Raw genomic sequence first — 21,779 nt, 5'->3', positions numbered from 1 at the left:
TGGCCGTCCCCTCCCCGGGGGCGGCCGCCGTCGTGCGTCAGGAGAGGTCGCCCACCCCGGCGACGACGCGTCAGCGTCGCGGTGTCCGCCGACGCTCGTCGTCGCCACCGAGGGCGGCGCCGAGCGCCGCGAGCACGAGCAGGTCCACGACGAGCCCGGCGACGCCGACCCACTGCAGCGCGCGGAACACGAGGAGCTGCGTGAGCAGGAGCGAGACCAGCACGCCGCGCCGGACCCAGACCGCGCCGGCGCGGCGGTCCTCGGGCTGTCCGCGGCGGGACGCCACCATGCCGACGACGACGCACGCGACCGTCGCCGTGACGCCCGCGACGATGCCGACCCCGACCCAGGCGGGCACGTCGACGTCGCCGACGAGCACGCGCAGCCCCGCGAGCAGCGAGCCGAGAGCCGTCCCGAGCACGAGCACGACCACCACGACGGCGGCCCAGCGGCGCTGGAGCGTCTGCGCGAACCAGACCGACGAGCGCCGCACGAGGGCGCGCACCGGGTCGGGCACGTCGACGTCGTCGCGCGGCACGGCCTCGACGAGCGCCGCGACCTCGTCGGCCGTCGGTTCGCCCCGGCCCAGGGCGACGAGCGCGCGGGCCTCGTCGCGCGCGTCGTCGGTGAACCCGCCGGCGACGCCCGCGACGGCGCGGTCGGTCGCGACCGCGAGGTACTCGGCCGGGTGGTGGCGCCGCCACCCGTGCAGCGCCTCGACGACGAGGACGAGCACGACGACCGTCGCGTAGATGAGCGCCGCCGTCGGCTCGTAGAAATAGTCGTTGTCCGCGGTGACGAACTTGCCGATCTCGTCGACGAACAGCCCGAACCCGATGCCGCCCACGAACGCGCCGAGCGAGCGCGGCGCCGGGCCCACGAAGGACAGCAGCAGCACGAGGGCGAGCGCCATGCCGAGACCGCCCCACAGCACGTGCGCGACGTGCAGGTCTCCCCCGCCGACCTGCGGGTACCCCGACGCCGCGAGGAAGAACCGCGTCACGAGCACCGTCGCGACGGCGACCACGAGGAACGTGACGACGTGCCGCACGGCCGCGGTGTCCCGGGCCGCGCCGAGGCGCAGGGCGCGGCCCCGCCGGGACGTCCCGGCCGAGCCGCGCCCCGTGCCCGTGCTCACCGCTTGCGCTTCTCCCGCACGCGGACGCTGATCTCGATGGGCGAGCCCTCGAACCCGAACGTCTCGCGCAGGCGGCGCTCGATGAACCGGCGGTAGCCCGCCTCGAGGAACCCGGTCGCGAAGACGACGAACCGCGGCGGGCGCGTGGAGGCCTGCGTCGCGAAGAGGATGCGAGGCTGCTTGCCGCCGCGCAGCGGGTGCGGGTGGGCGGCCACGAGCTCGCCGAGGAACGCGTTGAGGCGGCCCGTCGGGATGCGCGTGTCCCAGGAGTCGAGCGCGCGCTCCATCGCCGGGGCGAGACGGTCGGTGTGCCAGCCGGTGCGGGCCGACACGTTGACGCGCGGCGCCCACTGCACCTGCACGAGGTCCTTCTCGATCTCGCGCTCGAGGTACGGGCGACGGTCGTCGTCCATGAGGTCCCACTTGTTGTACGCGATGACGAGCGCACGGCCCGCGTCCACGACCTGGGAGATGACGCGCGTGTCCTGCTCGGTGAGCGGCACCGACGCGTCCACGAGCACGACGGCGAGCTCCGCCTTCTCGATCGCGGCCTGCGTGCGCAGCGACGCGTAGAAGTCGGCGCCCTTCGTCTGGTGCACCCGGCGACGGATGCCGGCGGTGTCGACGAGGACGTACGGGACGTCCTTGATGGTCACGAGCTCGTCGACCGGGTCGCGCGTCGTGCCCGCGATCTCGTCGACGACGACGCGGTCAGCGCCCGCGAGCTTGTTGAGCAGCGAGGACTTGCCGACGTTCGGACGCCCGACGAGCGCGACGCGGCGCGGCCCGGTCGGGCGCACCTCGCCGTGCTCGGACTCGGTCGGGAGCGCCGCCATCGCGGCGTCCAGCAGGTCGCCCGTCCCGCGGCCGTGCAGCGCGGACACGGGGTGCGGCTCGCCGAGGCCGAGGCTCCAGAGGTAGGCGGCGTCCGCCTCGCCCGACTGCCCGTCGACCTTGTTGGCGCACAGCACGACGGGCTTGCCCGACTCGCGCAGGAGGCGCACGACGCGCTCGTCCGTCGCGGTGGCGCCGACCGTCGCGTCGACGACGAAGAGCACCGCGTCGGCGAGGGAGATCGCGACCTCGGCCTGCTCGGCGACCTTGGACTCGATGCCCGCGACGTCGACCTCCCAGCCACCGGTGTCGACGAGCGTGAACCGGCGCCCGGCCCAGTCGGCCGGGTAGCTCACGCGGTCGCGCGTGACGCCCGGCTTGTCCTCGACGACGGCCTCGCGGCGGCCGAGGATGCGGTTGACGAGGGTCGACTTGCCGACGTTCGGGCGCCCGACCACGGCGAGCACGGGCAGGGGCGACTCGGGCTCCGCGCCGTCGAGCGCGTCCTCGTCGGCGTCGAGCAGCGCGAGGTCGGCGTCCTCGAGCTCGTAGTCGTCGAGCCCGGCGCGCAGCGCGCGCTCGCGCGCCTCGTCGTCCGCGGAGTCCGCGTGCGCCAGGGGCTCCTCGGCCTGCCCGACGGCGTCGGTCGGTCCGGGCGTGCCGGGCTGGGCGGGGTCGGGTGTGGTCATGGGGTCCATTCTCCCAGGCCGCGGGCCAGGCTCCGAACCGGGCCACGGGCGCGTCGCGCGGGCGGCCTCTGGGCACGCCCGGTGTCAGCCCGCGGGGCCGTCCCGGCGGGCGGCGAGCCGCGCGACGACGGCCCGCACGACGTCGTCGGGCACGGGCTCCGCGAGCGGGAACCGCAGCGTGCCCTTGCCGTCCTGGTAGCGCGCGATGCGCCGCGCGAGCGCGTCGTCGACCTCGGGCACGGGGTAGAGCGAGACGTGGTGCGCCCAGCCCGCGAGGTAGACGACGTACCGGCCGTCGCGCGTGAAGGTCGGGATGCCGTAGCTGATGCGCTCGCCCAGGCCGGGCACCGTGTCGTGCACCACGGCGCGCAGGTGCGCGACGACGTCGCGCGCGTCCGGGGCGAGCGTCGCGAGGTACTCGTCGACGGTCGTGGGCTTGCCGGGCGGCTCGGCCATGCGTGCTCCCTCCCCCGCGGGCGGCGCCTGCCCGGTCCCGCGACGGGGCGCCGGCGCCTGAGCGCGAACCTACCGCGCGGCGGACGTGCCCGCGAGGCGCACGAGGACGACCCCGGCGACGACGAGCACGCCACCTGCGGCCTGCACGAGTCCCGGCACCTCGCCGAGCAGGAGCCACGCGATGACCACGGTGAACAGCACCTCCGACAGCCCGACGAACGACGCGAGGCGCTCGCCCATGCGGACGGTCGCGGCGACCCCGGACACGTACGCGAACGCCGTCGCGACGAGCACGACGACCGCGAGCGGGACGTACCAGGGCGCGGTCGAGCCGAGGAGCGTGACGTCGACCAGCGGGGCGGCGAACGGCAGCACGCCCACGACCGCCGTCGCGCCGAGCGCGAGCGCCCCGACGCCGAGCCCGCTCGCGGCGAGCGCGACGGGAGGCAGCCGCGTCGGGCGCGCGGCCAGCACGAAGTAGGCGCCCAGCCCGCCCGCCGCGCCGAGCGCGAACAGGACGCCGACGAGGTCGGGCCGGGCGCCGCCCGGGTCGACGACGAGCACGAGGCCGAGGACCGCGACGGCGCAGCCCGCGAGCGTGAGCCGTGGCGGCACGTGGCGCGTGCGGGCCCAGGCGAGGCCGACGAGCAGGACGGGCGCGAGGTACTCGATGAGGAGCGCGATCCCGACGGGCATGCGCGCGACCGCCGCGAAGTAGCACAGCTGGGTCCCCGCGACGGCGACGAGGCCGAACCCGAGGACGAGCCGCCACTCCTCGCGCAGGAGGCGGTGGCTGCCCCGCAGGGCGACGGCCGCGACCGGGGCGAGGACGAGCGCCGAGCACAGGGCGCGCGCGAAGACGGCGGCGCCGGGCGTCCAGCCCGCCTCGAGGAGCGGCTTGACGAACGGGCCGCTCGCGCCGAACGCGAGGGCCGACGCGAGCCCGACGAGCAGACCGGTGCCCGGGCGGTCGCCCACCACGTGCGCCACCGGGCGGTCCGTCCTCATGGCCTCGGCCGGTCCCCGCGCGGGTCGTCCAGCGGCAGCGCCACACCGGTCAGCGCGACGGTGTCGGCGACCAGCTCGGCGAGCGCGGTGCGGATGCGCTCGTTCGCGTCCTCGAGCGCCTGCTTGCCGCTCACCCCGGGCACGCGCTCGACGGCGAGGGGCGCGCCGAAGCGGACGACGAGCCGACGGCGCAGCCCGGGGACCCGGTTGACGCCCTCGCCCGCGCGCCGCGTGCCCAGCACGGCCACGGGCACCACGTGCGCGTGGCCGTTGAGCGCGAGCCACGCGGCCCCGGCGCGCGCCGACGTCGCGTCGCCGCGCCCCCGGGCGCCCTCGGGGAAGACGCCGACCGCCCCGCCGCGCCGGAGCACGCCGAGCCCGGCCGCGAGCGCCGGGCGTCCGCCGGTGCGGTCCACGGGGATCTGCCCGGCGGCACGCAGCACCCAGCCGACCGGCCCGGTGAACATCTCCTCCTTGACGAGGACGTGCAGCGGGCGGGGCGCCACCCCGAGCACGAGCGGCCCGTCGACGACGCCGGTGTGGTTCGCGGCGAGCACGACCGGGCCGTCCGCCGGGACGTGCTCCGCCCCGATGACCTCGGTCGCCCACACGACACGGGCGAGGAAGCGGCCCACCCAGCGCGACCAGGCCGGCCCGGCGGGCGACGGCACGCCGTCGCGCGGACCGCGCACCCGGCTCACGGGCCCTGGCGCGGACCGACCACCCGCCCGGTGACCTGCTCGACCACGGAGAGCACCGCGGCGATCGTCTGCTCGAGGTCGAGCTCCGACGAGTCGACGGTCACGACGCCGTCGGCCGCGACCTGGAACTGCGAGACCGTCGCGTCGTCGCGGTCGCGCCGCAGCACCTGGTCCTTCGTCGCCTCGACGGCGGCCGCGTCGGCCGTCCCGTGCACGTCGAGCGAGCGCCGCGCGAGGCGGGCCTCCTCGCTCGCGGTGAGGAGCACGCGCACGTCGGCGTCGGGGGCGACGACCGTCGTGATGTCCCGGCCCTCCGCGACGACGCCGCGCCCGCCCGCGAAGCCGTCGGGCGTGCGCTCGGCCTCGATGACCGCGCGCTGGAGGCGCCGCAGCTCGGCGCGCACCGCGAGGTTCGTCGCGACGGCGCTGACGGCCGTCGAGATCGCGGTCGAGCGGATCGCCTCCCCGACGTCCGTCCCGTCCACGTGGACCGTCGGCCCGGACGGGTCGAGGCCCATCACGAGCGGCATGACGCGCACGGCGTGCGCGACGGCGTCCTGGTCGGCGAGGTCCTCGCCGCGGTGGAGGCACCACCAGGTGGCGGCGCGGTACATCGCGCCCGTGTCGAGGTACGCGAGGCCGAGGCGGCGCGCGACGCCCTTGGACACGCTCGACTTGCCGGACCCCGAGGGTCCGTCGATCGCGACCGTCAGCGCGCCGTCTCCCGGCGTCCCCGGGCTCACTGGGCCAGGTCCTTGCGCAGCGCCGTCGCCCCGTGCAGGTACACGTGCTGCACCGCCGCGCGGTCCACGTCGAGCTCCGCGTGCGCCATGAGGCGCACCACGCGCGGCAGCGCGCCGGGCACCGCGATCTCCGTCGCGCACATGAGCGGCACGTCGCCGAGGCCCATCTCGCGCGCCGCGGCGGCCGGGAAGTCGGCCACCAGGTCGGGCGTGCACGTGAAGAGGATCGAGATGAGCGCGCCGGCGTCGACGGCGTTCGCGTCGAGCACCTCCTGGACGAGCTCGCGCGTGCGCTCGAACAGGTGCTCGCGCTCGTCGACGTCGAGCTGGGTCGCGCCCCGGATCGCCCGGACCGGCATGGCTGGTGCTCCTTCGTGCGGGACGGCCCGCCTCGCGGCGGTCCGTCGGGGTGGTGGTGCGGGACGCGCGGACCGGGCCTAGAGCCCGACGCCCGCCATGAGCGTGCCGAGCTCGGTGCGACCGAGCACGCGCGTCGTGCCGGGGCGCAGGTTGCCGAGCGCGATCGGGCCGATGCGCGTGCGCACGAGGCGCGTCACGGGGTAGCCGACCTCCTCGAACATGCGTCGCACGACGCGGTTGCGCCCCGAGTGCAGCACGACCTCGATCATCGTCTGGTCCGCGACCTGGTCGACGACGCGGTACGCGTCCGCCCGCACGACGCCGTCCTCGAGCTCGATCCCGTGCAGGAACTTGTTCGCGACGTTCCCCGCGACCTTGCCGCGCACCGTGACGAGGTAGGTCTTGGCGACCTCGTGCGAGGGGTGCGCCAGGTGGTTCGCGAGCTCGCCGTCGTTCGTGAGGAGCAGCAGGCCCTCGCTGTCCGCGTCGAGGCGGCCCACGTGGAACAGCCGCTCGGGCCGGTCGGCGACGAGCTCCGCGATGGACGGGCGCCCGTCCGGGTCGTGCATGGTCGACACGACGCCGCGCGGCTTGTTGAGGGCGAGGGTCACGCGCGAGGAGTCGAGCTGCAGGCGCATCCCGTCCACGTGCACGACGGCGCGGGCCGGGTCGACCCGCACCCCCAGCTCGGTCACCCGCACGCCGTCCACCTCGACGCGGCCCTGCGCGATGAGGTCCTCGCACGCGCGGCGCGACCCCAGCCCGGCCGACGCCAGCACCTTCTGCAGGCGCACGCCGTCCTCGACGTGCACGTCGCGCTGGGGCTCGGTGGGCTGCCCGCGCACGGGACGGCGCGGCCGGCCCGCCGCCTGGCCGGCGCGGGGCGCCGACGTGCCGCGACCCGCAGCGGGGCGACCCCGACCGGCAGCCGCACCGCGGCCCGCGCCGGTCGACCGACCTGCGCCCTGGCCACGACCGGCGCCCTGCTCCCGGCCGTCGCCCGCGCCGCGGCCCGCGGACGAGCCCTGCGCGGACGGGCCGCCACGCCGGGGCGCGCCGCCCGAGCGTGCGCCGTCGCCGCCCCGCGGGCCGCCGCGACGCGCGTCGCCGCTCCCGCCGCGACGCGCGTCGCCCGCCCCGTCGCGGGGCGTGCGCCCGCGCCCTGCGTCGCCGGAGCGGCGTCCGTCCTTCGAGCTCATGCGTGTCCTTCGTCCGTCGGTTCGTGCGTGACGTCGCGCGTCACGCCGGGTGTCGTGGCGGTCGGCGCCGGTGCGCCGTCCGCGTCGTCAGCCGCGGCGCCGGGAGCGTCCGTCGGCGCCGCGACGCCCGTCGGCCGCGCGGGAGCGCGCAGGTCGGCGAGCCCGTCGAGGCCCTCGAGGTCGTCCATGTCCGGCAGGTGCGGCGCGAGCGGGGGGAGCTCGTCGAGCGACGTGAAGCCCATCCGCTCGAGGAAGTACCCCGTGGTGCCGAAGAGGCCGGCGCCGGTGTGCGGGTCCTGGCCGACCTCGGCCACGAGCCCGCGCGCCACGAGCGTGCGCACCACGCCGTCCACGTTGACCCCTCGCACCGCCGACACCTGGCCGCGGCTGACCGGTTGACGGTACGCGATCACGGCCAGAGTCTCCAACGCCGCCTGCGTGAGCCGGGCCGTCTGACCGCCCTGCACGAACCGGCCCACGACCTCGGCGTGCGCGGGCGCCGAGTAGACGCGCCACCCGCCGCCCGCCGCGCGCAGCTCGAACCCGCGCGGGCGCCCGCCGTCGTCGCCCCGGTACTCGGCGGCGAGCTCGTGCAGCGCGTCGAGCACCTCGTCGACCGGGACCGCGAGCGCCGTCGCGAGCTCGACCGGCGGGATCGGCTCGTCGGCGACCATGAGCACGGCCTCGAGCGCGGACGGCAGGCCGCCCGGGAGGTCGTGCACGGCGGGCGGGCGGGCGTCGTCCGGGGTCGTGCCGTCGTCGGGCAGCGTCACGCGGGGACCTCCTGGTCGGTGGCGGCGAGGGCGTCCGCCAGGTCGGGCTCGTCGCCCTCGTCGAACTCGCTGCCGACGCCGACGAGCGGCGGCTCGGCCGCGTCGTCGTCGCCCGACCACCGCACGGTGAGCTCGCCGAGCGGCGTCACCTGGTCGAACGCGACGAGCGCCTGACGGAACAGCTCGAGCAGCGCGAGGAACCGCGCGACGACCACGGCGGTCTCCCCCGCGTCGGCCACGAGGGCGCGGAACGTCGTCGTGCCGTGGCTGCGCACGCGCTCGACGACGATCCCCGCCTGCTCGCGCACGCTCACGGCGGGGGCGTGCAGGTGGTCGAGCGAGACGCCGGGCGGGGGCTCCTTGGGCGCGAGCGCGCGGGCCGCGAGCACGGCAAGCTGGTCCGGACCCATGGTCCACACGAGCTCGGGCAGCAGTGCGGCGAGGTGCGGCTCGAGCTGCACGACGCGCGGGAACCGGCGCCCCGCGCTCTCGAACCGCTCGGCGAGCAGCCCCGACACGTCCTTGTAGGCGCGGTACTGCAGCAGCCGCGCGAAGAGCAGGTCCCGCGCCTCCAGCAGCGCCAGGTCCTCGTCGTCCTCGACGCTGCCCGTCGGCAGCAGCCGGGCCGCCTTGAGGTCGAGCAGCGTCGCGGCGACGACGAGGAACTCGCTCGCGGTGCCGAGGTCCCAGCCGGGGTGGTCCTCCCCCGCGGCCCGCGCGACGGCGGCGGCGCGCTCGGCCGTGCGGATGTACGCGATGAAGTCGTCCGTCACGCGCGCGAGCGCGACCTCGGTGATGTCGAGCTTGTGCTTCGTGATGAGCGACAGCAGCAGGTCGAAGGGCCCGCTGAAGTTGTCGAGCCGGACCTCGAACCCGGTCCGTGCGGGCGGCTCGGTCGGTGGCGGCGGCTCAGGCGGCGTCGCCACGGGCGACCAGCTCCCGGGCGAGCTGCCGGTACGCGACCGCGCCCGGGTGGTTCGGCGCGTAGACGGTGATGGGCTCCGCCGCGACGGACGCGTCAGGGAACTTCACGGTGCGCCCGATCACGGTGTGGAGCAGCTTGTCGCCGAACGCCTCGTGCACGCGCGCCACGACCTCGCGCGAGTGCAGCGTCCGCGAGTCGAACATCGTGGCGAGGATGCCGTCGACGTCGAGGCGCGGGTTGAGCCGGTCGCGCACCTTCTCGATCGTCTCGACGAGCAGGGCGACGCCGCGCAGCGCGAAGAACTCGCACTCGAGCGGGATGAGGACGCCGTGCGCTGCGGTGAGCGCGTTCACGGTCAGCAGGCCCAGAGACGGCTGGCAGTCGACGAGGATCACGTCGTAGTCGTCGACGACGGGGCGCAGCACGCGCGACAGGACGGACTCGCGCGCGACCTCGCCCACGAGCTGCACCTCGGCGGCCGAGAGGTCGATGTTCGCGGGCAGCAGGTCGAGGTTCTCGACGTCGGTGCTCACGAGCACGTCGTGGATGTCCGCGCCGCGCTCCATGAGCAGGTTGTAGACCGTGCGGTCGAGCTCGTGCGGGTTGACGCCGAGGCCGACGGACGCGGCGCCCTGCGGGTCGAAGTCGACGAGCAGAACCTTGCGCCCGTACTCGGCGAGCGCGGCGCCCAGGTTGATGGTCGTCGTCGTCTTGCCGACGCCGCCCTTCTGGTTGCACATCGCGATGATCCGGCCCGGGCCGTGCGCGGCGAGCGGGGCCGGGACGGGGAACTCCGGCAGGGTGCGGCCGACGACGTCGACGCGCGGCTCGGCGCCGGCGGTCCGGTCCGCGGGGCGGTCGACGGCGGGAGCCGCGTCCCCCTCGGCGGAGGTCGGCGGGGCGACCGGACGGACGGCGTCGCCGTGCGAGCCGTGCGCGCCGCGCGTCTCGGGCTGGGTCTCGGCCTGGCTGCTCACGTCCGCCACGGTATCGCAGGACCTCGCCGCGGCCGGTGCGCACGCGCCCGCGCGCCGCGTTCCGGGGACGGCGCACCACAGCCGTCCCGCAGCAGTGGCGCCGCCGTCCCGCGGCCGTGGTGCGGCCGCCCCGGGGTGTCCGTCAGCCCAGCGCGCGGGGGTGCGCGGCCGCGTAGACCTCGCGGAGCGTGTCGGGCGTCACGAGCGTGTAGATCTGGGTCGTGGTGACCGACGCGTGGCCCAGCAGCTCCTGCACGACGCGCACGTCCGCGCCGCCCGCGAGCAGGTGGGTCGCGAACGAGTGCCGCAGCGTGTGCGGCGAGATGCGCTCGGGGTGCTCGATCCCGGCGCGCTCGGCCGCGGTGCGCAGCACGGCCCACGCGCTCTGCCGGGACAGGCGCGCACCGCGCGTGTTGAGGAACACCGCGGGCGTCCCCCGCCCGTTCGCGGCGAGCGCGGCGCGCCCGCGCACGAGGTAGGCGTCGAGGGCGCGGCGCGCGAACGACCCGACGGGCACCACGCGCTCCTTGCCGCCCTTGCCCAGGAGGCGCACGGCGCCGCTGTCGAGGTCCAGGTCGTCGACGTCGAGGCTCACCGCCTCGGTGATGCGCGCACCGGTCGAGTACACGAGCTCCAGGAGCGCGCGGTCGCGCAGGGGGCCGGGTCCGTCCCCCGCCCCGGAGGCCTCGAGGATGCGCGCGACCTCGTCGGTCGAGATGGCCTTCGGCAGCCGCCGGCCCTGGGCGGGCGGGCGCACGTCGGCCGACGCGTCGGCGTCGGCGAGGCCCTCCGCCGCGCAGAACCGGTGCCAGCCGCGCACGGCCGCCACCGACCGGGCGGTCGAGGACGGCGACAGGGGCGCACCGCCGTCGGCCCCGGTGCGCAGCGCGGTGACGTAGTCCGCGACGTCGTCCGCCTCGACGTCGCGCACGGCGTGGTTGCCGCGCGACGCGAGGAACGCGACGTAGCGCGCGAGGTCGCGGCGGTAGGCCGCGACCGTGTTGGCGGACAGCCCGCGCTCGACGGCGAGGTGCGCCAGGTACTCGCGCGCGGCGCGGTCCAGCGCCTCGGGCACGTGGGCCTCGCCGGGGCTCATGGCGTCACTGCCCTGCCGGGACGACCGGGCTCACAGCGGGAGGAAGACGTCGACCGCCACCGCGACGAAGAGCAGGGTCAGGTACGTGATGGACGCGTGGAAGACCTTCATCTCCCCCACCTTGCCGCCCTTGCCGTCGGCCTTGTCGCGCGCCCGGCGCAGCATCGTCACGCACGACGACAGGAACCAGGCGCCCAGGGCCGTGGCGACGACGCCGTACACCCAGGTCATGCCGGCGAGCGGCCACAGCGCGAGCGACGAGGCGACCATCGCGACGCCGTAGAGGATCATCTCGCGCGCGACCCGGCTGTCGTCCGCGACGACGGGGAGCATCGGGACGCCCGCGTTCGCGTAGTCCCGCTTGAACTTCATCGACAGCGGCCAGTAGTGCGGCGGGGTCCAGAAGAAGATGACGAGGAACAGTGCGAGCGCCGCCCAGCTCAGCGAGCCCGTGACCGCCGACCAGCCGATGAGCACCGGCATGCAGCCCGCGATACCGCCCCACACGATGTTCTGCGGGGTGCGGCGCTTGAGGATCATCGTGTAGCCGACGACGTAGATCGCGATCGCCGCGAACGTCAGCCACGCCGAGACGACGTTGACCAGCAGCGCGAACCAGACCAGCGACACCACGCCGAGGACGGTCGCGAAGACGAGCGCCGCGCGCGGGGAGATCTCACCCGTGACGAGCGGGCGCCGCTTGGTGCGGTTCATGACCTCGTCGATGTCGCGGTCGAGGTAGCAGTTGTAGACGTTCGCGGACGCCGCGGCGAGCGTGCCGCCGACGAGCGTCGCGAGGATGAGGCCCAGCCCTGGCAGCCCGCCCTGCGCCAGGAACATCGTCGGCACCGTCGTGACGAGGAGGAGCTCGATGATGCGCGGCTTGGTGAGGGCGACGTAGGCGCCGACCCGCTCGCGCAGCGCGCGGGTCGCGCCGGCGACCTCGGCCGTCGGGGCGACGGAGGTCGCGGGGGCCGTCGGGGAGGACGGCTGCTGGGTCGACGCGGCGCTCGACGGGCTTCCGGTCCCGTCGATCGGTGCCTGGCTCGTGGTGTGCACGCGCTTCGGTGTTCCGTTCTGAGGTGGGGGGCGAGCTGGGACGGACCGCCGGTCGTCCTCGCTCATCGTACGTCCCCGCCTGCGCGGGGGCCGACCGGACGGGCCGGGCGATTGTGTGACATCCGACCGAAATCCAGCACGTGGGCACCGCCCGGCCGGGAACGGCGCGCGCGTATAGGCTGGTGCCTGCGACCGTCCCGCGTCGGACCGCCCGCCACGGACGTGGTCTCCGGGCGACGCGACGGGCACCGGGCCGCCCCGCCCCCTGAGGCGTGAGGCCGGGAAATGTTCAACGGTTGCTTCGAGATGTCGCGAGGATCCGGGGCGCGCGCTCCGGACGGGAATGAGGTTCGGTGAACGCGTTGTCCCCTGCTCACACGCCCCTGGACTGGACGGACCTGGACGACCGGGCCGTCAAGACGATCAAGGCGCTCGCCGCCGACGCCGTGGAGAAGGTGGGCAACGGCCACCCGGGCACCGCGATCTCGCTGGCCCCCGCCGCGTACCTGCTGTTCCAGAAGGTCATGCGCCACGACCCGTCCGACGACCACTGGGTCGGTCGTGACCGGTTCGTGCTCTCCGCGGGCCACTCGTCGCTGACGATCTACCTCCAGCTCTTCCTCGCCGGGTACGGCCTGGAGATGGAGGACATCGAGGCGCTGCGCACGTGGGGCTCCAAGACCCCCGGCCACCCCGAGTACAAGCACACCCGCGGCGTCGAGATCACGACCGGCCCGCTCGGCCAGGGCCTCGCGTCGTCGGTCGGCATGGCGTTCGCGGCGCGCCGCGAGCGCGGCCTGCTCGACCCGTCGACCACGCCGGGCGAGTCGCCGTTCGACCACCACGTCTACGTCATCGCCTCCGACGGCGACCTGCAGGAGGGCGTGACGAGCGAGGCCTCCTCGCTCGCGGGCCACCAGCAGCTCGGCAACCTCGTCGTGATCTGGGACGACAACAAGATCTCGATCGAGGACGACACGGACATCGCGTTCACCGAGGACGTCCTCGCTCGCTACGCGGCGTACGGCTGGCACACCCAGCGCGTCGACTGGACCAACGGGGGCACCGGCTACACGGAGGACGTCGACGCGCTGCACGCCGCGATCGAGGCCGCCAAGTCCGAGACGGGCAAGCCCTCGATCATCGCGTTGCGCACGATCATCGGGTACCCGTCGCCCACGAAGCAGAACACCGGCGGCATCCACGGCTCCGCCATGGGCGCCGACGAGATCAAGGGCCTCAAGGTCGAGCTCGGCCTCGACCCCGAGGCGAGCTTCGCGATCGACGACGAGGTGCTCGCGTACACGCGCGCCGTCGGCGAGCGCCAGGCCGACGCCCGCGCCGCCTGGGACCGCGCGTTCGAGGCCTGGAAGACGGCGAACCCGTCCGGCGCGGAGCTGCTCGACCGCCTCTCGCGCCGCGAGCTCCCGGCCGGCTGGGAGGACTCCCTCCCGACGTTCGAGGCAGGCAAGGCCGTCGCGACGCGCTCCGCGTCCGGCAAGGTCCTCACCGCGCTCAAGGACGTGCTGCCCGAGCTCTGGGGCGGCTCCGCCGACCTCGCGGGCTCGAACAACACGACGATGGACGGCGAGCCGTCGTTCGTGCCGGCCGAGCACGCGACGAAGAAGTTCCCGGGCCACGAGTACGGCCGCACGCTGCACTTCGGCATCCGTGAGCACGCGATGGGCGCGATCCTCAACGGCATCGTCCTGCACGGCGGCACGCGCGCCTACGGCGGCACGTTCCTCCAGTTCAGCGACTACATGCGTCCCGCCGTCCGGCTCGCCGCCCTCATGGAGATCCCGACGACGTTCGTGTGGACGCACGACTCGATCGGCCTCGGCGAGGACGGCCCGACGCACCAGCCCGTCGAGCACCTCGCGGCGCTGCGCGCGATCCCGGGCCTCGACGTCGTGCGGCCGGCCGACGCGAACGAGACCGCGTGGGCGTGGCGCACCGTGCTCGAGAACACCGAGCGGCCGGCGGGCCTCATCCTCACGCGCCAGAACGTGCCGACGTTCCCGCGCGGGACCGACGGCTACGCCGACGCGTCCGGCACGGCGCGCGGCGGCTACGTGCTGCTCGACACCGAGGGCACGCCCGACGTCATCCTCATCGGCACGGGTTCCGAGGTGCAGCTCGCCGTCGAGGCGCGCGAGATCCTCGCCGCCGAGGGCGTGCAGGCGCGCGTCGTGTCGCTGCCGAGCCGCGAGTGGTTCGACGGCCAGGACGACGCCTACCGCGAGTCGGTCCTGCCGTCCACGGTCCGTGCGCGCGTCTCGGTCGAGGCGGGCGTCGCGCAGGGCTGGCGCGAGCTCGTCGGCGACGCCGGCCGCTCCGTGAGCCTCGAGCACTACGGCGCGTCCGCGGACTACCAGGTGCTGTACCGCGAGTTCGGCATCACGTCCGAGGCCGTCGCGACGGCGGCGCGCGAGTCGATCGCCGCGGCGCGCGGCGACGACGCGCCGGGCGCCGAGCCCACCCCCTCGGAGGGCGGCACTGGCGACCTGCGCTGACCCTTCGTAGATTCCGAGGTGGGGGCGCGCACGCGGCCCCACCTCGGGACACCCCGGACGGCCGTCACGAGCGGCGACCCGGGAGCACGCCCGCAGCGAGAGCACCACGAGAGGAAGTCCGATGACGCAGCCCACCACCGTCCCCGGCCCCATCGAGCAGCTCACGGGAGCGGGCGTGTCGATCTGGCTCGACGACCTCTCGCGAGAACGGCTGCGCACCGGCAACCTCGCCGAGCTCGTGGCGACGCGCGGCGTCGTCGGCGTGACCACGAACCCCACGATCTTCGCGTCGGCGCTCGCGAAGGGCGACGCGTACGACGCCCAGCTCACCGACCTCGCGGCCGCGGGCACCGACGACGCGGCCGTGGAGGCCGCCGTCGAGCGCATCACGACGGACGACGTGCGCGCCGCCGCCGACCTCCTGCGCCCCGTCTACGACGCCACCGACGGCGTCGACGGGCGCGTCTCGATCGAGGTCGACCCGCGCCTCGCCCACGACGCCGACGCGACGGTCGTCACGGCGGAGCGTCTGTGGCGCACGATCGACCGCCCGAACGTCTACATCAAGATCCCCGCGACCGTCGCGGGCCTCGACGCGATCACGCGCACGCTCGCGCGGGGCATCAGCGTCAACGTGACCCTCATCTTCTCCCTCGCGCGCTACCGCGCCGTCATGGAGGCGTTCGCGATCGGGCTGGAGCAGGCGCGCGCCGACGGCGTCGACCTCGCGCCCGTGGGCTCGGTCGCCTCGTTCTTCGTCTCGCGCGTGGACACCGCTGTGGACGCCGCGCTCGAGAAGGTCGGGACGCCCGAGGCGCTCGACCTGCGCGGGCAGACGGCCGTGGCGAACGCGCGCCTCGCGTTCGAGGCCTACGAGGAGTTCCGCCAGACGGACCGCTGGCGCTCGCTCGCCGCGTCCGGCGCGCAGCCCCAGCGCCCGCTGTGGGCCTCGACGGGCGTGAAGAACCCCGAGTACCGCGACACGATGTACGTCGACGAGCTCGTGACGGACGGCGTCGTGAACACGATGCCCGAGGCGACGCTCCAGGCGTTCGCGGACCACGGCGTCGTGACGGGCGACACGATCACCGGCACGGCGTCCGCGTCGAGGCGCACGATCGAGACCGTCGAGTCGTTCGGCGTCTCCCTCGTCGAGGTCACCGACCGCCTCGAGGCGGAGGGCGTGCGCAAGTTCGAGGACAGCTGGACCGAGCTCCTCGCCACGACGCGCGACAACCTGCGCCGCCTCGCCTCCTCCTGACCCCGGCGCGCGGCGGTCGTCTCGCCCGCGCGTCCGACCTGCGGGAACGACGGCGCACCCCGTGGCGACGCCCCTATGATCCGCAGACGCCCCAGACCTTCTGCAGTCCTCCGACCCCTCCCCGAACGGAACGGTGCCACCAGGTGAGACCGGCCAAGATCACGCCAGAGCACAACCCTCTGCGCGACCCCCTCGACCTGCGCCTGCCCCGGATCGCGGGCCCGTGCGGGCTCGTCATCTTCGGCGTCACGGGCGACCTCGCCCGCAAGAAGCTCATGCCCGCGGTCTACGACCTCGCCAACCGCGGCCTGCTGCCGCCGGGCTTCGCGCTCACCGGCTTCGCGCGCCGCGACTGGGAGGACCAGGACTTCGCGCAGGTCGTGCACGACGCCGTCAAGGAGCACGCGCGCACGCCGTTCCGCGAGGCGACGTGGCGCCAGCTCTCCGAGGGCATCCGGTTCGTCCAGGGCTCGTTCGACGACGACGAGGCGTTCGAGCGCCTGCGCGAGACGGTCGAGACGCTCGACGCCGAGCGCGGCACGGGCGGCAACCACGCGTTCTACCTGTCGGTCCCGCCGAGCGCGTTCCCCGTCGTGTGCCGCCAGCTCGCCGAGTCCGGGCTGTCCCGCTCGGCGGAGGACGCGTGGCGCCGCGTGGTCATCGAGAAGCCGTTCGGCCACGACCTCGCGAGCGCTCGTGAGCTCGACGCCGTCGTGTCGGAGGTCTTCCCGCCCGACTCGGTCTTCCGCATCGACCACTACCTCGGCAAGGAGACGGTCCAGAACCTCCTCGCCCTGCGCTTCGCCAACCAGATGTTCGAGCCCATCTGGAACGCGAACTACGTCGACCACGTGCAGATCACGATGGCCGAGGACATCGGCATCGGGGGCCGCGCGGGCTACTACGACGGCATCGGCGCCGCGCGCGACGTCATCCAGAACCACCTCCTCCAGCTCCTCGCGCTCGTCGCGATGGAGGAGCCGGTGTCGTTCGACGCGCCCTCCCTGCGGGCCGAGAAGATCAAGGCGCTCTCCGCCGTGCGGCTGCCGCGCGAGCTGTCCCGGCACACGGCCCGCGGCCAGTACGCCGCCGGCTGGCAGGGCGGCGAGGAGGTCATCGGCTTCCTCGAGGAGGACGGCATCCCCGACTCCTCCACCACGGAGACGTACGCGGCGATCCGCGTCGACATCGACAACCGCCGCTGGGCGGGCGTCCCGTTCTACCTCCGCACGGGCAAGCGCCTCGGGCGTCGCGTGACCGAGGTCGCGGTCGTGTTCAAGAAGGCCCCGCACCTGCCGTTCGAGAGCTCGCAGGCGTCGGACCTCGGGAACAACGCGCTCGTGATCCGCGTCCAGCCGGACGAGGGCGTGACGATGCGCTTCGGCGCCAAGGTCCCGGGCACCGCCATGGAGGTCCGCGACGTGACGATGGACTTCGGCTACGGGCACGCGTTCACCGAGTCCTCGCCGGAGGCGTACGAGCGCCTCATCCTCGACGTCCTGCTCGGCGACCCGCCGCTGTTCCCCACGCGCGAGGAGGTCGAGCTCTCCTGGAAGATCCTCGACCCGATCACCGCGCACTGGGCCGCGAAGGGCAAGCCCGAGCAGTACCGGTCGGGCACGTGGGGCCCGGAGTCCGCCGACGCGATGCTCGCGCGCGACGGCCGCGCCTGGCGGCGCCCGTGAGCGCCCCCGCGCCCGCCGAGCGGGCCGCGCGCACCCGAGAGACCCCCCGACCCCGTCGTGCGCCGGTACGCGGCACGACCCTCCGACCGGCGAGGACCCCGCGATGATCATCGACCTGCCCGACACGACGACGAACGCGGTGAACAAGCGCCTCGTGCGCCTGCGCGACGAGGGCGGCGCGATCGCGCTCGGGCGCGTCCTCACGCTCGTCGTCATCGCGCGCGAGTCCGACGTCGAGACGTCGATCGAGGCGGCGAACGACGCGAGCCGCGAGCACCCGTGCCGCGTCATCGTCGTCGCCCCGTCCGGGCGCAGCGCGACGCCGCACCTCGACGCGCAGATCCGCGTCGGCGGCGACGCCGGTGCGTCCGAGGTCGTCGTGCTCCGCACCGCCGGGCCGCTGCTCGAGCACGCGGACACGCTCGTCATGCCGCTCCTGCTGCCCGACGCACCCATCGTCGTCTGGTGGCCGGGCCAGCCGCCCGCGTCGCCCGACGACGACCCGGTCGGCGCCATGGCGCAGCGGCGCATCACCGACTCGATCACGGCGAAGGACCCCGAGGCCACGCTCGCGCAGCTCGCGCAGACGTACGGGCCGGGCGACTCCGACCTCGCGTGGGCCCGCGTGACGCTGTGGCGCGGCCTCATCGCCGCGGCGCTCGACCAGCCGCCCTACGAGCCGGTGACGAGCGTCGTCGTCGAGGGCCAGGCGAAGCACACGTCGCTCGACCTGCTGGCCGCCTGGCTGGGCTCGCGCCTGCGCTGCCCGGCGCAGGTCGTGCGACGGCGCGGTGCCGAGGCGATCACGCGCGTGACGCTCGAGCGCAAGAGCGGGCCGATCGTCCTCGACCGCCCCGACGGCCGGACGGTGACGATCAGCCAGCCGGGCAAGCCCGACCGCCGTGTCGCGCTGCCCATCCGGACGCTCAGCGAGGCCCTCATCGAGGAGCTGCGCCGCCTCGACCCCGACGAGATCTACGGCGAGGTGCTCACCAAGGGGCTGCAGAAGGTGGGCGCGTGACCGCCGCCCGGCCGGACGCCCCGGCGCGCCTCGTCGTCGTGCACCCCGACGCCGCCGTGCTCGCCGAGGCCGTGGCGTCGCGCCTCGTGACGCGGCTGCTCGACGTGCAGTCGGTCCGCCGCCCCGTGCACGTCGTGCTGACGGGCGGGACCGTCGGGATCGCGAGCCTGGCGGCGCTCGCGCGCCACCCCGCGCGCGACGCCGTCGACTGGTCGGGCGTGCACGTCTGGTGGGGCGACGAGCGCTTCCTCGCGTCCGGCGACGGCGAGCGGAACGAGACGCAGGCGCGCGAGGCGCTCCTTGACCACCTGCCGCACCTCCCGCCCGAGAACGTGCACCCGATGCCGGCGGCCGACGCGGCGGCGACCCCCGAGGAGTCGGCGACCGCGTACGCGGCGACGCTCGCGGAGCACGCGCCGGACGGCCGGCAGGTCCCGGCCTTCGACGTCCTGCTGCTCGGCATGGGTCCCGACGGCCACGTCGCGTCGCTCTTCCCCGGCCACCCCGGGCTCGACGTCACGGGCACCCCGACGGCAGGCGTCCACGGCTCCCCCAAGCCGCCGCCCGAGCGGGTCACGCTGACGTTCGAGGCGATCGCCCGGGCCCGTCAGGTGTGGGTCGTAGCGGCGGGCGCCGAGAAGGCCCCGGCGGTGGCGTCGGCCCTGTCGGGCGCGTCGGCGCACGAGACCCCTGCCGCCGCGGTCGCGGGCACGGAGGCGACGCTGTGGCTCGTCGACGTCGCCGCGGCCGGTACGGGGACCCCGACGGCGTCGGACGCGAGCCGCGCATGACGACGGGCGGCGAGCGCACGACGGACCCCGCAGTCACGTGGGACGCCGTCGACACGTACTTCGCGCCCCTCGTGGCCGAGGACGACGTGCTCGCCGCCGCGTCGGCGCGCGCCCGGGACGCCGGGCTCCCGGAGATCCAGGTCTCCCCCGCGCAGGGCCGGCTGCTGCAGCTCCTCGCGCTCACGTCGGGCGCGCGACGCATCCTCGAGGTCGGCACCCTGGGCGGCTACTCGACGATCTGGCTCGCCCGCGCCCTGCCGTCCGACGGCACGCTCGTCACGTGCGAGATCGACCCGGCCCACGCCGCCGTCGCGCGCGAGTCGCTGGCCGCGGCCGGGCTGTCGGAGGTCGTCGACGTCGTCGTCGGACCGGCCGCGGACACGCTGCGAGGGCTCGTCGCGGGCGGCGCCGCACCGTTCGACCTCGTGTTCGTCGACGCGGACAAGCCGTCGAACCCGGTCTACCTCGACCTGGCACTGCAGCTCTCGCGCCCCGGCACGCTCGTCGTCGTGGACAACACCGTCCGCGGCGGGGCCGTCGCGGACGCGACGAGCACCGACCCGAACGTGCTCGGCGTGCGGGAGATGGCGGACCGCGTCGTCGCGGACCCGCGGCTCGACGCCACGGCCGTGCAGACCGTCGGGTCCAAGGGGTACGACGGCTTCGTGCTGGCGCGCGTGCGCGCCTGAGCCGCTCTCCGTACCGGCCCGACCGGGGTCAGCGGCCGCGACGGGCGCGCAGCGCGGCGAGCGCCTCGTCGAGGATCGCGACGCCGTCCTCGTCGCTGCGCCGCTCCTTCACGTACGCGAGGTGCGTCTTGTAGGGCTCGTTGCGCGACGGCGTCGGCGGGTGCTCCTGGTCCTGACCGGCCGGGAACCCGCACCGCGGGCAGTCCCAGGTCTCCGGGGCCTCGATGCCCGCCTCCGAGGAGAAGCTGGGTCGCGTCTCGTGGCCGTTGGCGCACCAGTACGACACCCAGAACCGCGGCGCGATCTCGCCGCGCTCGGACTCCCCGAGCGGTCCCGCCCCGACGCGCGACCCCCGGATCGCGTTACCACCTGCCACGTGCTCTCTCCCCCGTCCGTGCCGTCGTCGGCACTCGTTCCTGCCCGGACCGCGCGACCCTGCGCGGGTTGCCCCCTGCCGACTGCGGACTCTCCTGCCGTCCCGACGACGCCCTGGTGGGTGCGTGCGGTCAGACGACCTTCTGGAGGAGACCCAGGAGCACGATGACGACGGCCCAGACGAGGGCGAACGCCACGGTGATGCGGTTGAGGTTGCGCTCGGCGACGCCGGAGCTGCCCACGGAGCTCGAGATCCCGCCGCCGAACATGTCGGAGAGGCCGCCACCCTTCCCCTTGTGCATGAGCACGAGCAGGGTGAGGAAGGCGCTGGTCAGCACCAGCAGGATCTGGAGGATGATGCGCAGCACGTCCACGAGTACGTCCTTGAGGCTCAGGGCCGGCCCGACCGATGTCGGGACCGACCGCACGGTTGTCGTGCGCGGGCGTGACCCGCGGCACAGGGGACAAGAGTAGGCGACGCGGGGCCGCTGCGGCCAACCCCGTCCGCCGTCGTCCCGGGACGGCGGCCGGCGGCCCCGGGACGCGGTCCCGGGGCCGCCGGTGCGAGGTGCGGCGCGGAGGTCAGGCGCCGGTCGCGTGCGACTGGTAGCGCGCGATCTTCGCGAACTCCTCGGGGTCGAGGCTCGCGCCACCGACGAGCGCGCCGTCCACGTCGGGCTGCGCCATGATCGCGGCGACGTTCGACGACTTCACCGAGCCGCCGTACAGGATGCGCGTCGCGTTCGCGAGGTCCGCGTCGTAGAGGTCGCCGAGGGCGCCGCGGATCGCACCGCAGACCTCCTGGGCGTCCTCGGGCGTCGCGACCTCGCCCGTCCCGATGGCCCACACGGGCTCGTACGCGATGACGAGCGTCGCCAGCTGGGGGGCCGGGATGCCCGCGAGGGCGCCCTCGACCTGCGCGAGCGTGTAGGCGATCTGCTCGCCGGCCTTGCGCACGTCCAGGCCCTCGCCCACGCACAGGATCGGGGCGATGCCCTGGCCCACGGCGGCGACGATCTTCTCGTTCACCAGGGCGTCGGTCTCGCCGTGGTACTGGCGGCGCTCCGAGTGCCCGATGGCGACGTAGCTCACGCCGAGCTTGGCCAGCATCGACGCCGAGATCTCGCCCGTGTACGCGCCCTCGGCGTGCGCCGAGACGTCCTGCGCGCCGTACTTGAGCTCGAGCTTGTCCGCGTCGACGAGCGTCTGCACCGACCGGAGGTCGGTGAAGGGCGGCAGCACGGCGACCTCGACGGCCGCGTAGTCGTGCTTCGCGTCCTTGAGCGTCCACGCGAGCTTCTGCACGGTGTGGGTCGCCTGGTGGTGGTCCAGGTTCATCTTCCAGTTGCCCGCCATGAGCGGGGTGCGGGTGTTCGCCACGGGTCCTTCTTCTCTCTGTGGGGCCCGGGGGGGGGGGGGGGGGGGGGGGGGGGGGGGGGGGGGGGGGGGGGGGGGGGGGGGGGGGGGGGGGAGGGGGGGGGGG

General features: G+C 75.1%; 21 protein-coding genes and 1 pseudogene. 6 read left to right on the top strand and 16 right to left on the bottom strand.

The features are described from left to right. Positions 1-70: 70 nt before the first annotated feature. From AC3WT4_RS04075 to AC3WT4_RS04015, 13 genes and pseudogenes are all read right to left on the bottom strand, one after another. Entirely contained in the window at positions 71-1,138 is a 1,068-nt protein-coding gene (locus tag AC3WT4_RS04075) for a hypothetical protein (RefSeq protein WP_492314779.1), read from the bottom strand. Next, positions 1,135-2,661 (bottom strand): ribosome biogenesis GTPase Der, encoded by a 1,527-nt coding sequence (gene der / locus AC3WT4_RS04070; RefSeq protein ID WP_257418012.1) that lies wholly within the window; start codon positions 2,659-2,661, stop codon positions 1,135-1,137. Before der ends, AC3WT4_RS04075 begins: the two co-directional genes overlap by 4 nt. An 84-nt stretch (positions 2,662-2,745) precedes the next feature. Next, positions 2,746-3,117 carry an iron chaperone gene (locus AC3WT4_RS04065; protein ID WP_074806634.1) on the bottom strand — a complete coding sequence of 124 codons (372 nt, stop codon included), beginning with the start codon at positions 3,115-3,117 and terminating at the stop codon, positions 2,746-2,748. Between the two features lie 69 nt (positions 3,118-3,186). After that, a complete protein-coding gene (locus AC3WT4_RS04060) occupies positions 3,187-4,125 on the bottom strand; it encodes an EamA family transporter (RefSeq protein WP_074806638.1) in 939 nt (312 codons plus the stop codon). Further along, complete coding sequence (locus AC3WT4_RS04055; RefSeq protein ID WP_400109212.1) at positions 4,122-4,826, bottom strand: lysophospholipid acyltransferase family protein; 705 nt, start codon at positions 4,824-4,826, stop codon at positions 4,122-4,124. The genes AC3WT4_RS04060 and AC3WT4_RS04055 overlap by 4 nt, the downstream gene beginning before the upstream one ends. Beyond that, positions 4,823-5,569: a (d)CMP kinase gene (gene cmk, locus AC3WT4_RS04050; RefSeq protein WP_492314778.1), complete on the bottom strand. Its 747-nt coding sequence runs from the start codon at positions 5,567-5,569 to the stop codon at positions 4,823-4,825. The genes AC3WT4_RS04055 and cmk overlap by 4 nt, the downstream gene beginning before the upstream one ends. Beyond that, positions 5,566-5,928, bottom strand: a complete 363-nt coding sequence (gene aroH, locus AC3WT4_RS04045) for a chorismate mutase (protein ID WP_108049535.1) — start codon at positions 5,926-5,928, stop codon at positions 5,566-5,568. Before aroH ends, cmk begins: the two co-directional genes overlap by 4 nt. A 78-nt stretch (positions 5,929-6,006) precedes the next feature. Next, positions 6,007-7,128, bottom strand: coding sequence for a pseudouridine synthase (locus AC3WT4_RS04040; RefSeq protein ID WP_083385051.1), 1,122 nt, complete (start codon positions 7,126-7,128; stop codon positions 6,007-6,009). 164 nt (positions 7,129-7,292) lie between these two features. Then, a pseudogene (gene scpB, locus AC3WT4_RS04035) lies at positions 7,293-7,901 on the bottom strand (SMC-Scp complex subunit ScpB); the annotation flags it as partial. Then, positions 7,898-8,827, bottom strand: coding sequence for a segregation and condensation protein A (locus AC3WT4_RS04030; RefSeq protein WP_108046836.1), 930 nt, complete (start codon positions 8,825-8,827; stop codon positions 7,898-7,900). The pseudogene scpB and the gene AC3WT4_RS04030, both read right to left, overlap by 4 nt. Then, positions 8,811-9,626 carry a ParA family protein gene (locus AC3WT4_RS04025; RefSeq protein ID WP_255437145.1) on the bottom strand — a complete coding sequence of 272 codons (816 nt, stop codon included), beginning with the start codon at positions 9,624-9,626 and terminating at the stop codon, positions 8,811-8,813. The genes AC3WT4_RS04030 and AC3WT4_RS04025 overlap by 17 nt, the downstream gene beginning before the upstream one ends. Before the next feature lie 319 nt (positions 9,627-9,945). Next, positions 9,946-10,899 (bottom strand): site-specific tyrosine recombinase XerD, encoded by a 954-nt coding sequence (gene xerD / locus AC3WT4_RS04020; RefSeq protein WP_074806651.1) that lies wholly within the window; start codon positions 10,897-10,899, stop codon positions 9,946-9,948. Between the two features lie 30 nt (positions 10,900-10,929). After that, positions 10,930-11,958 (bottom strand): heme o synthase, encoded by a 1,029-nt coding sequence (locus AC3WT4_RS04015; protein WP_074806654.1) that lies wholly within the window; start codon positions 11,956-11,958, stop codon positions 10,930-10,932. A 353-nt stretch (positions 11,959-12,311) separates the two neighbouring features. On the opposite strand from AC3WT4_RS04015, the gene tkt reads away from it, so the two are divergent. From tkt to AC3WT4_RS03985, 6 genes are all read left to right on the top strand, one after another. Next, a complete protein-coding gene (tkt, locus tag AC3WT4_RS04010; RefSeq protein ID WP_108046840.1) occupies positions 12,312-14,474 on the top strand; it encodes a transketolase in 2,163 nt (720 codons plus the stop codon). A 121-nt stretch (positions 14,475-14,595) separates the two neighbouring features. Continuing rightward, a complete protein-coding gene (gene tal, locus AC3WT4_RS04005) occupies positions 14,596-15,735 on the top strand; it encodes a transaldolase (protein WP_492314777.1) in 1,140 nt (379 codons plus the stop codon). 143 nt (positions 15,736-15,878) lie between these two features. Further along, positions 15,879-17,420 (top strand): glucose-6-phosphate dehydrogenase, encoded by a 1,542-nt coding sequence (gene zwf / locus AC3WT4_RS04000; protein ID WP_074806665.1) that lies wholly within the window; start codon positions 15,879-15,881, stop codon positions 17,418-17,420. Between the two features lie 103 nt (positions 17,421-17,523). Continuing rightward, positions 17,524-18,441, top strand: coding sequence for a glucose-6-phosphate dehydrogenase assembly protein OpcA (gene opcA / locus AC3WT4_RS03995; RefSeq protein WP_034655766.1), 918 nt, complete (start codon positions 17,524-17,526; stop codon positions 18,439-18,441). Further along, positions 18,438-19,232, top strand: a complete 795-nt coding sequence (gene pgl / locus AC3WT4_RS03990; RefSeq protein WP_074806668.1) for a 6-phosphogluconolactonase — start codon at positions 18,438-18,440, stop codon at positions 19,230-19,232. Before opcA ends, pgl begins: the two co-directional genes overlap by 4 nt. Further along, the gene (locus tag AC3WT4_RS03985) at positions 19,229-19,921 is read left to right on the top strand and encodes an O-methyltransferase (protein WP_074807268.1); all 693 of its coding nucleotides are present in this window, start codon (positions 19,229-19,231) and stop codon (positions 19,919-19,921) included. The genes pgl and AC3WT4_RS03985 overlap by 4 nt, the downstream gene beginning before the upstream one ends. 28 nt (positions 19,922-19,949) lie before the next feature. Here the strand turns inward: AC3WT4_RS03985 and AC3WT4_RS03980 are convergent, their stop codons facing one another. From AC3WT4_RS03980 to tpiA, 3 genes are all read right to left on the bottom strand, one after another. Then, entirely contained in the window at positions 19,950-20,297 is a 348-nt protein-coding gene (locus AC3WT4_RS03980) for an RNA polymerase-binding protein RbpA (RefSeq protein ID WP_021481809.1), read from the bottom strand. A 130-nt stretch (positions 20,298-20,427) separates the two neighbouring features. Continuing rightward, the gene (gene secG, locus AC3WT4_RS03975; RefSeq protein ID WP_021481808.1) at positions 20,428-20,670 is read right to left on the bottom strand and encodes a preprotein translocase subunit SecG; all 243 of its coding nucleotides are present in this window, start codon (positions 20,668-20,670) and stop codon (positions 20,428-20,430) included. Between the two features lie 208 nt (positions 20,671-20,878). Next, a complete protein-coding gene (tpiA, locus tag AC3WT4_RS03970) occupies positions 20,879-21,676 on the bottom strand; it encodes a triose-phosphate isomerase (protein WP_074806672.1) in 798 nt (265 codons plus the stop codon). Positions 21,677-21,779 lie beyond the last annotated feature (103 nt).

Source organism: Cellulosimicrobium sp. EB106-03-01-XG111, from assembly GCF_058792115.1.
The sequence above is the reverse complement of the archived record's forward strand: the minus strand, read 5'-3'. Positions and strand labels throughout refer to the sequence as shown.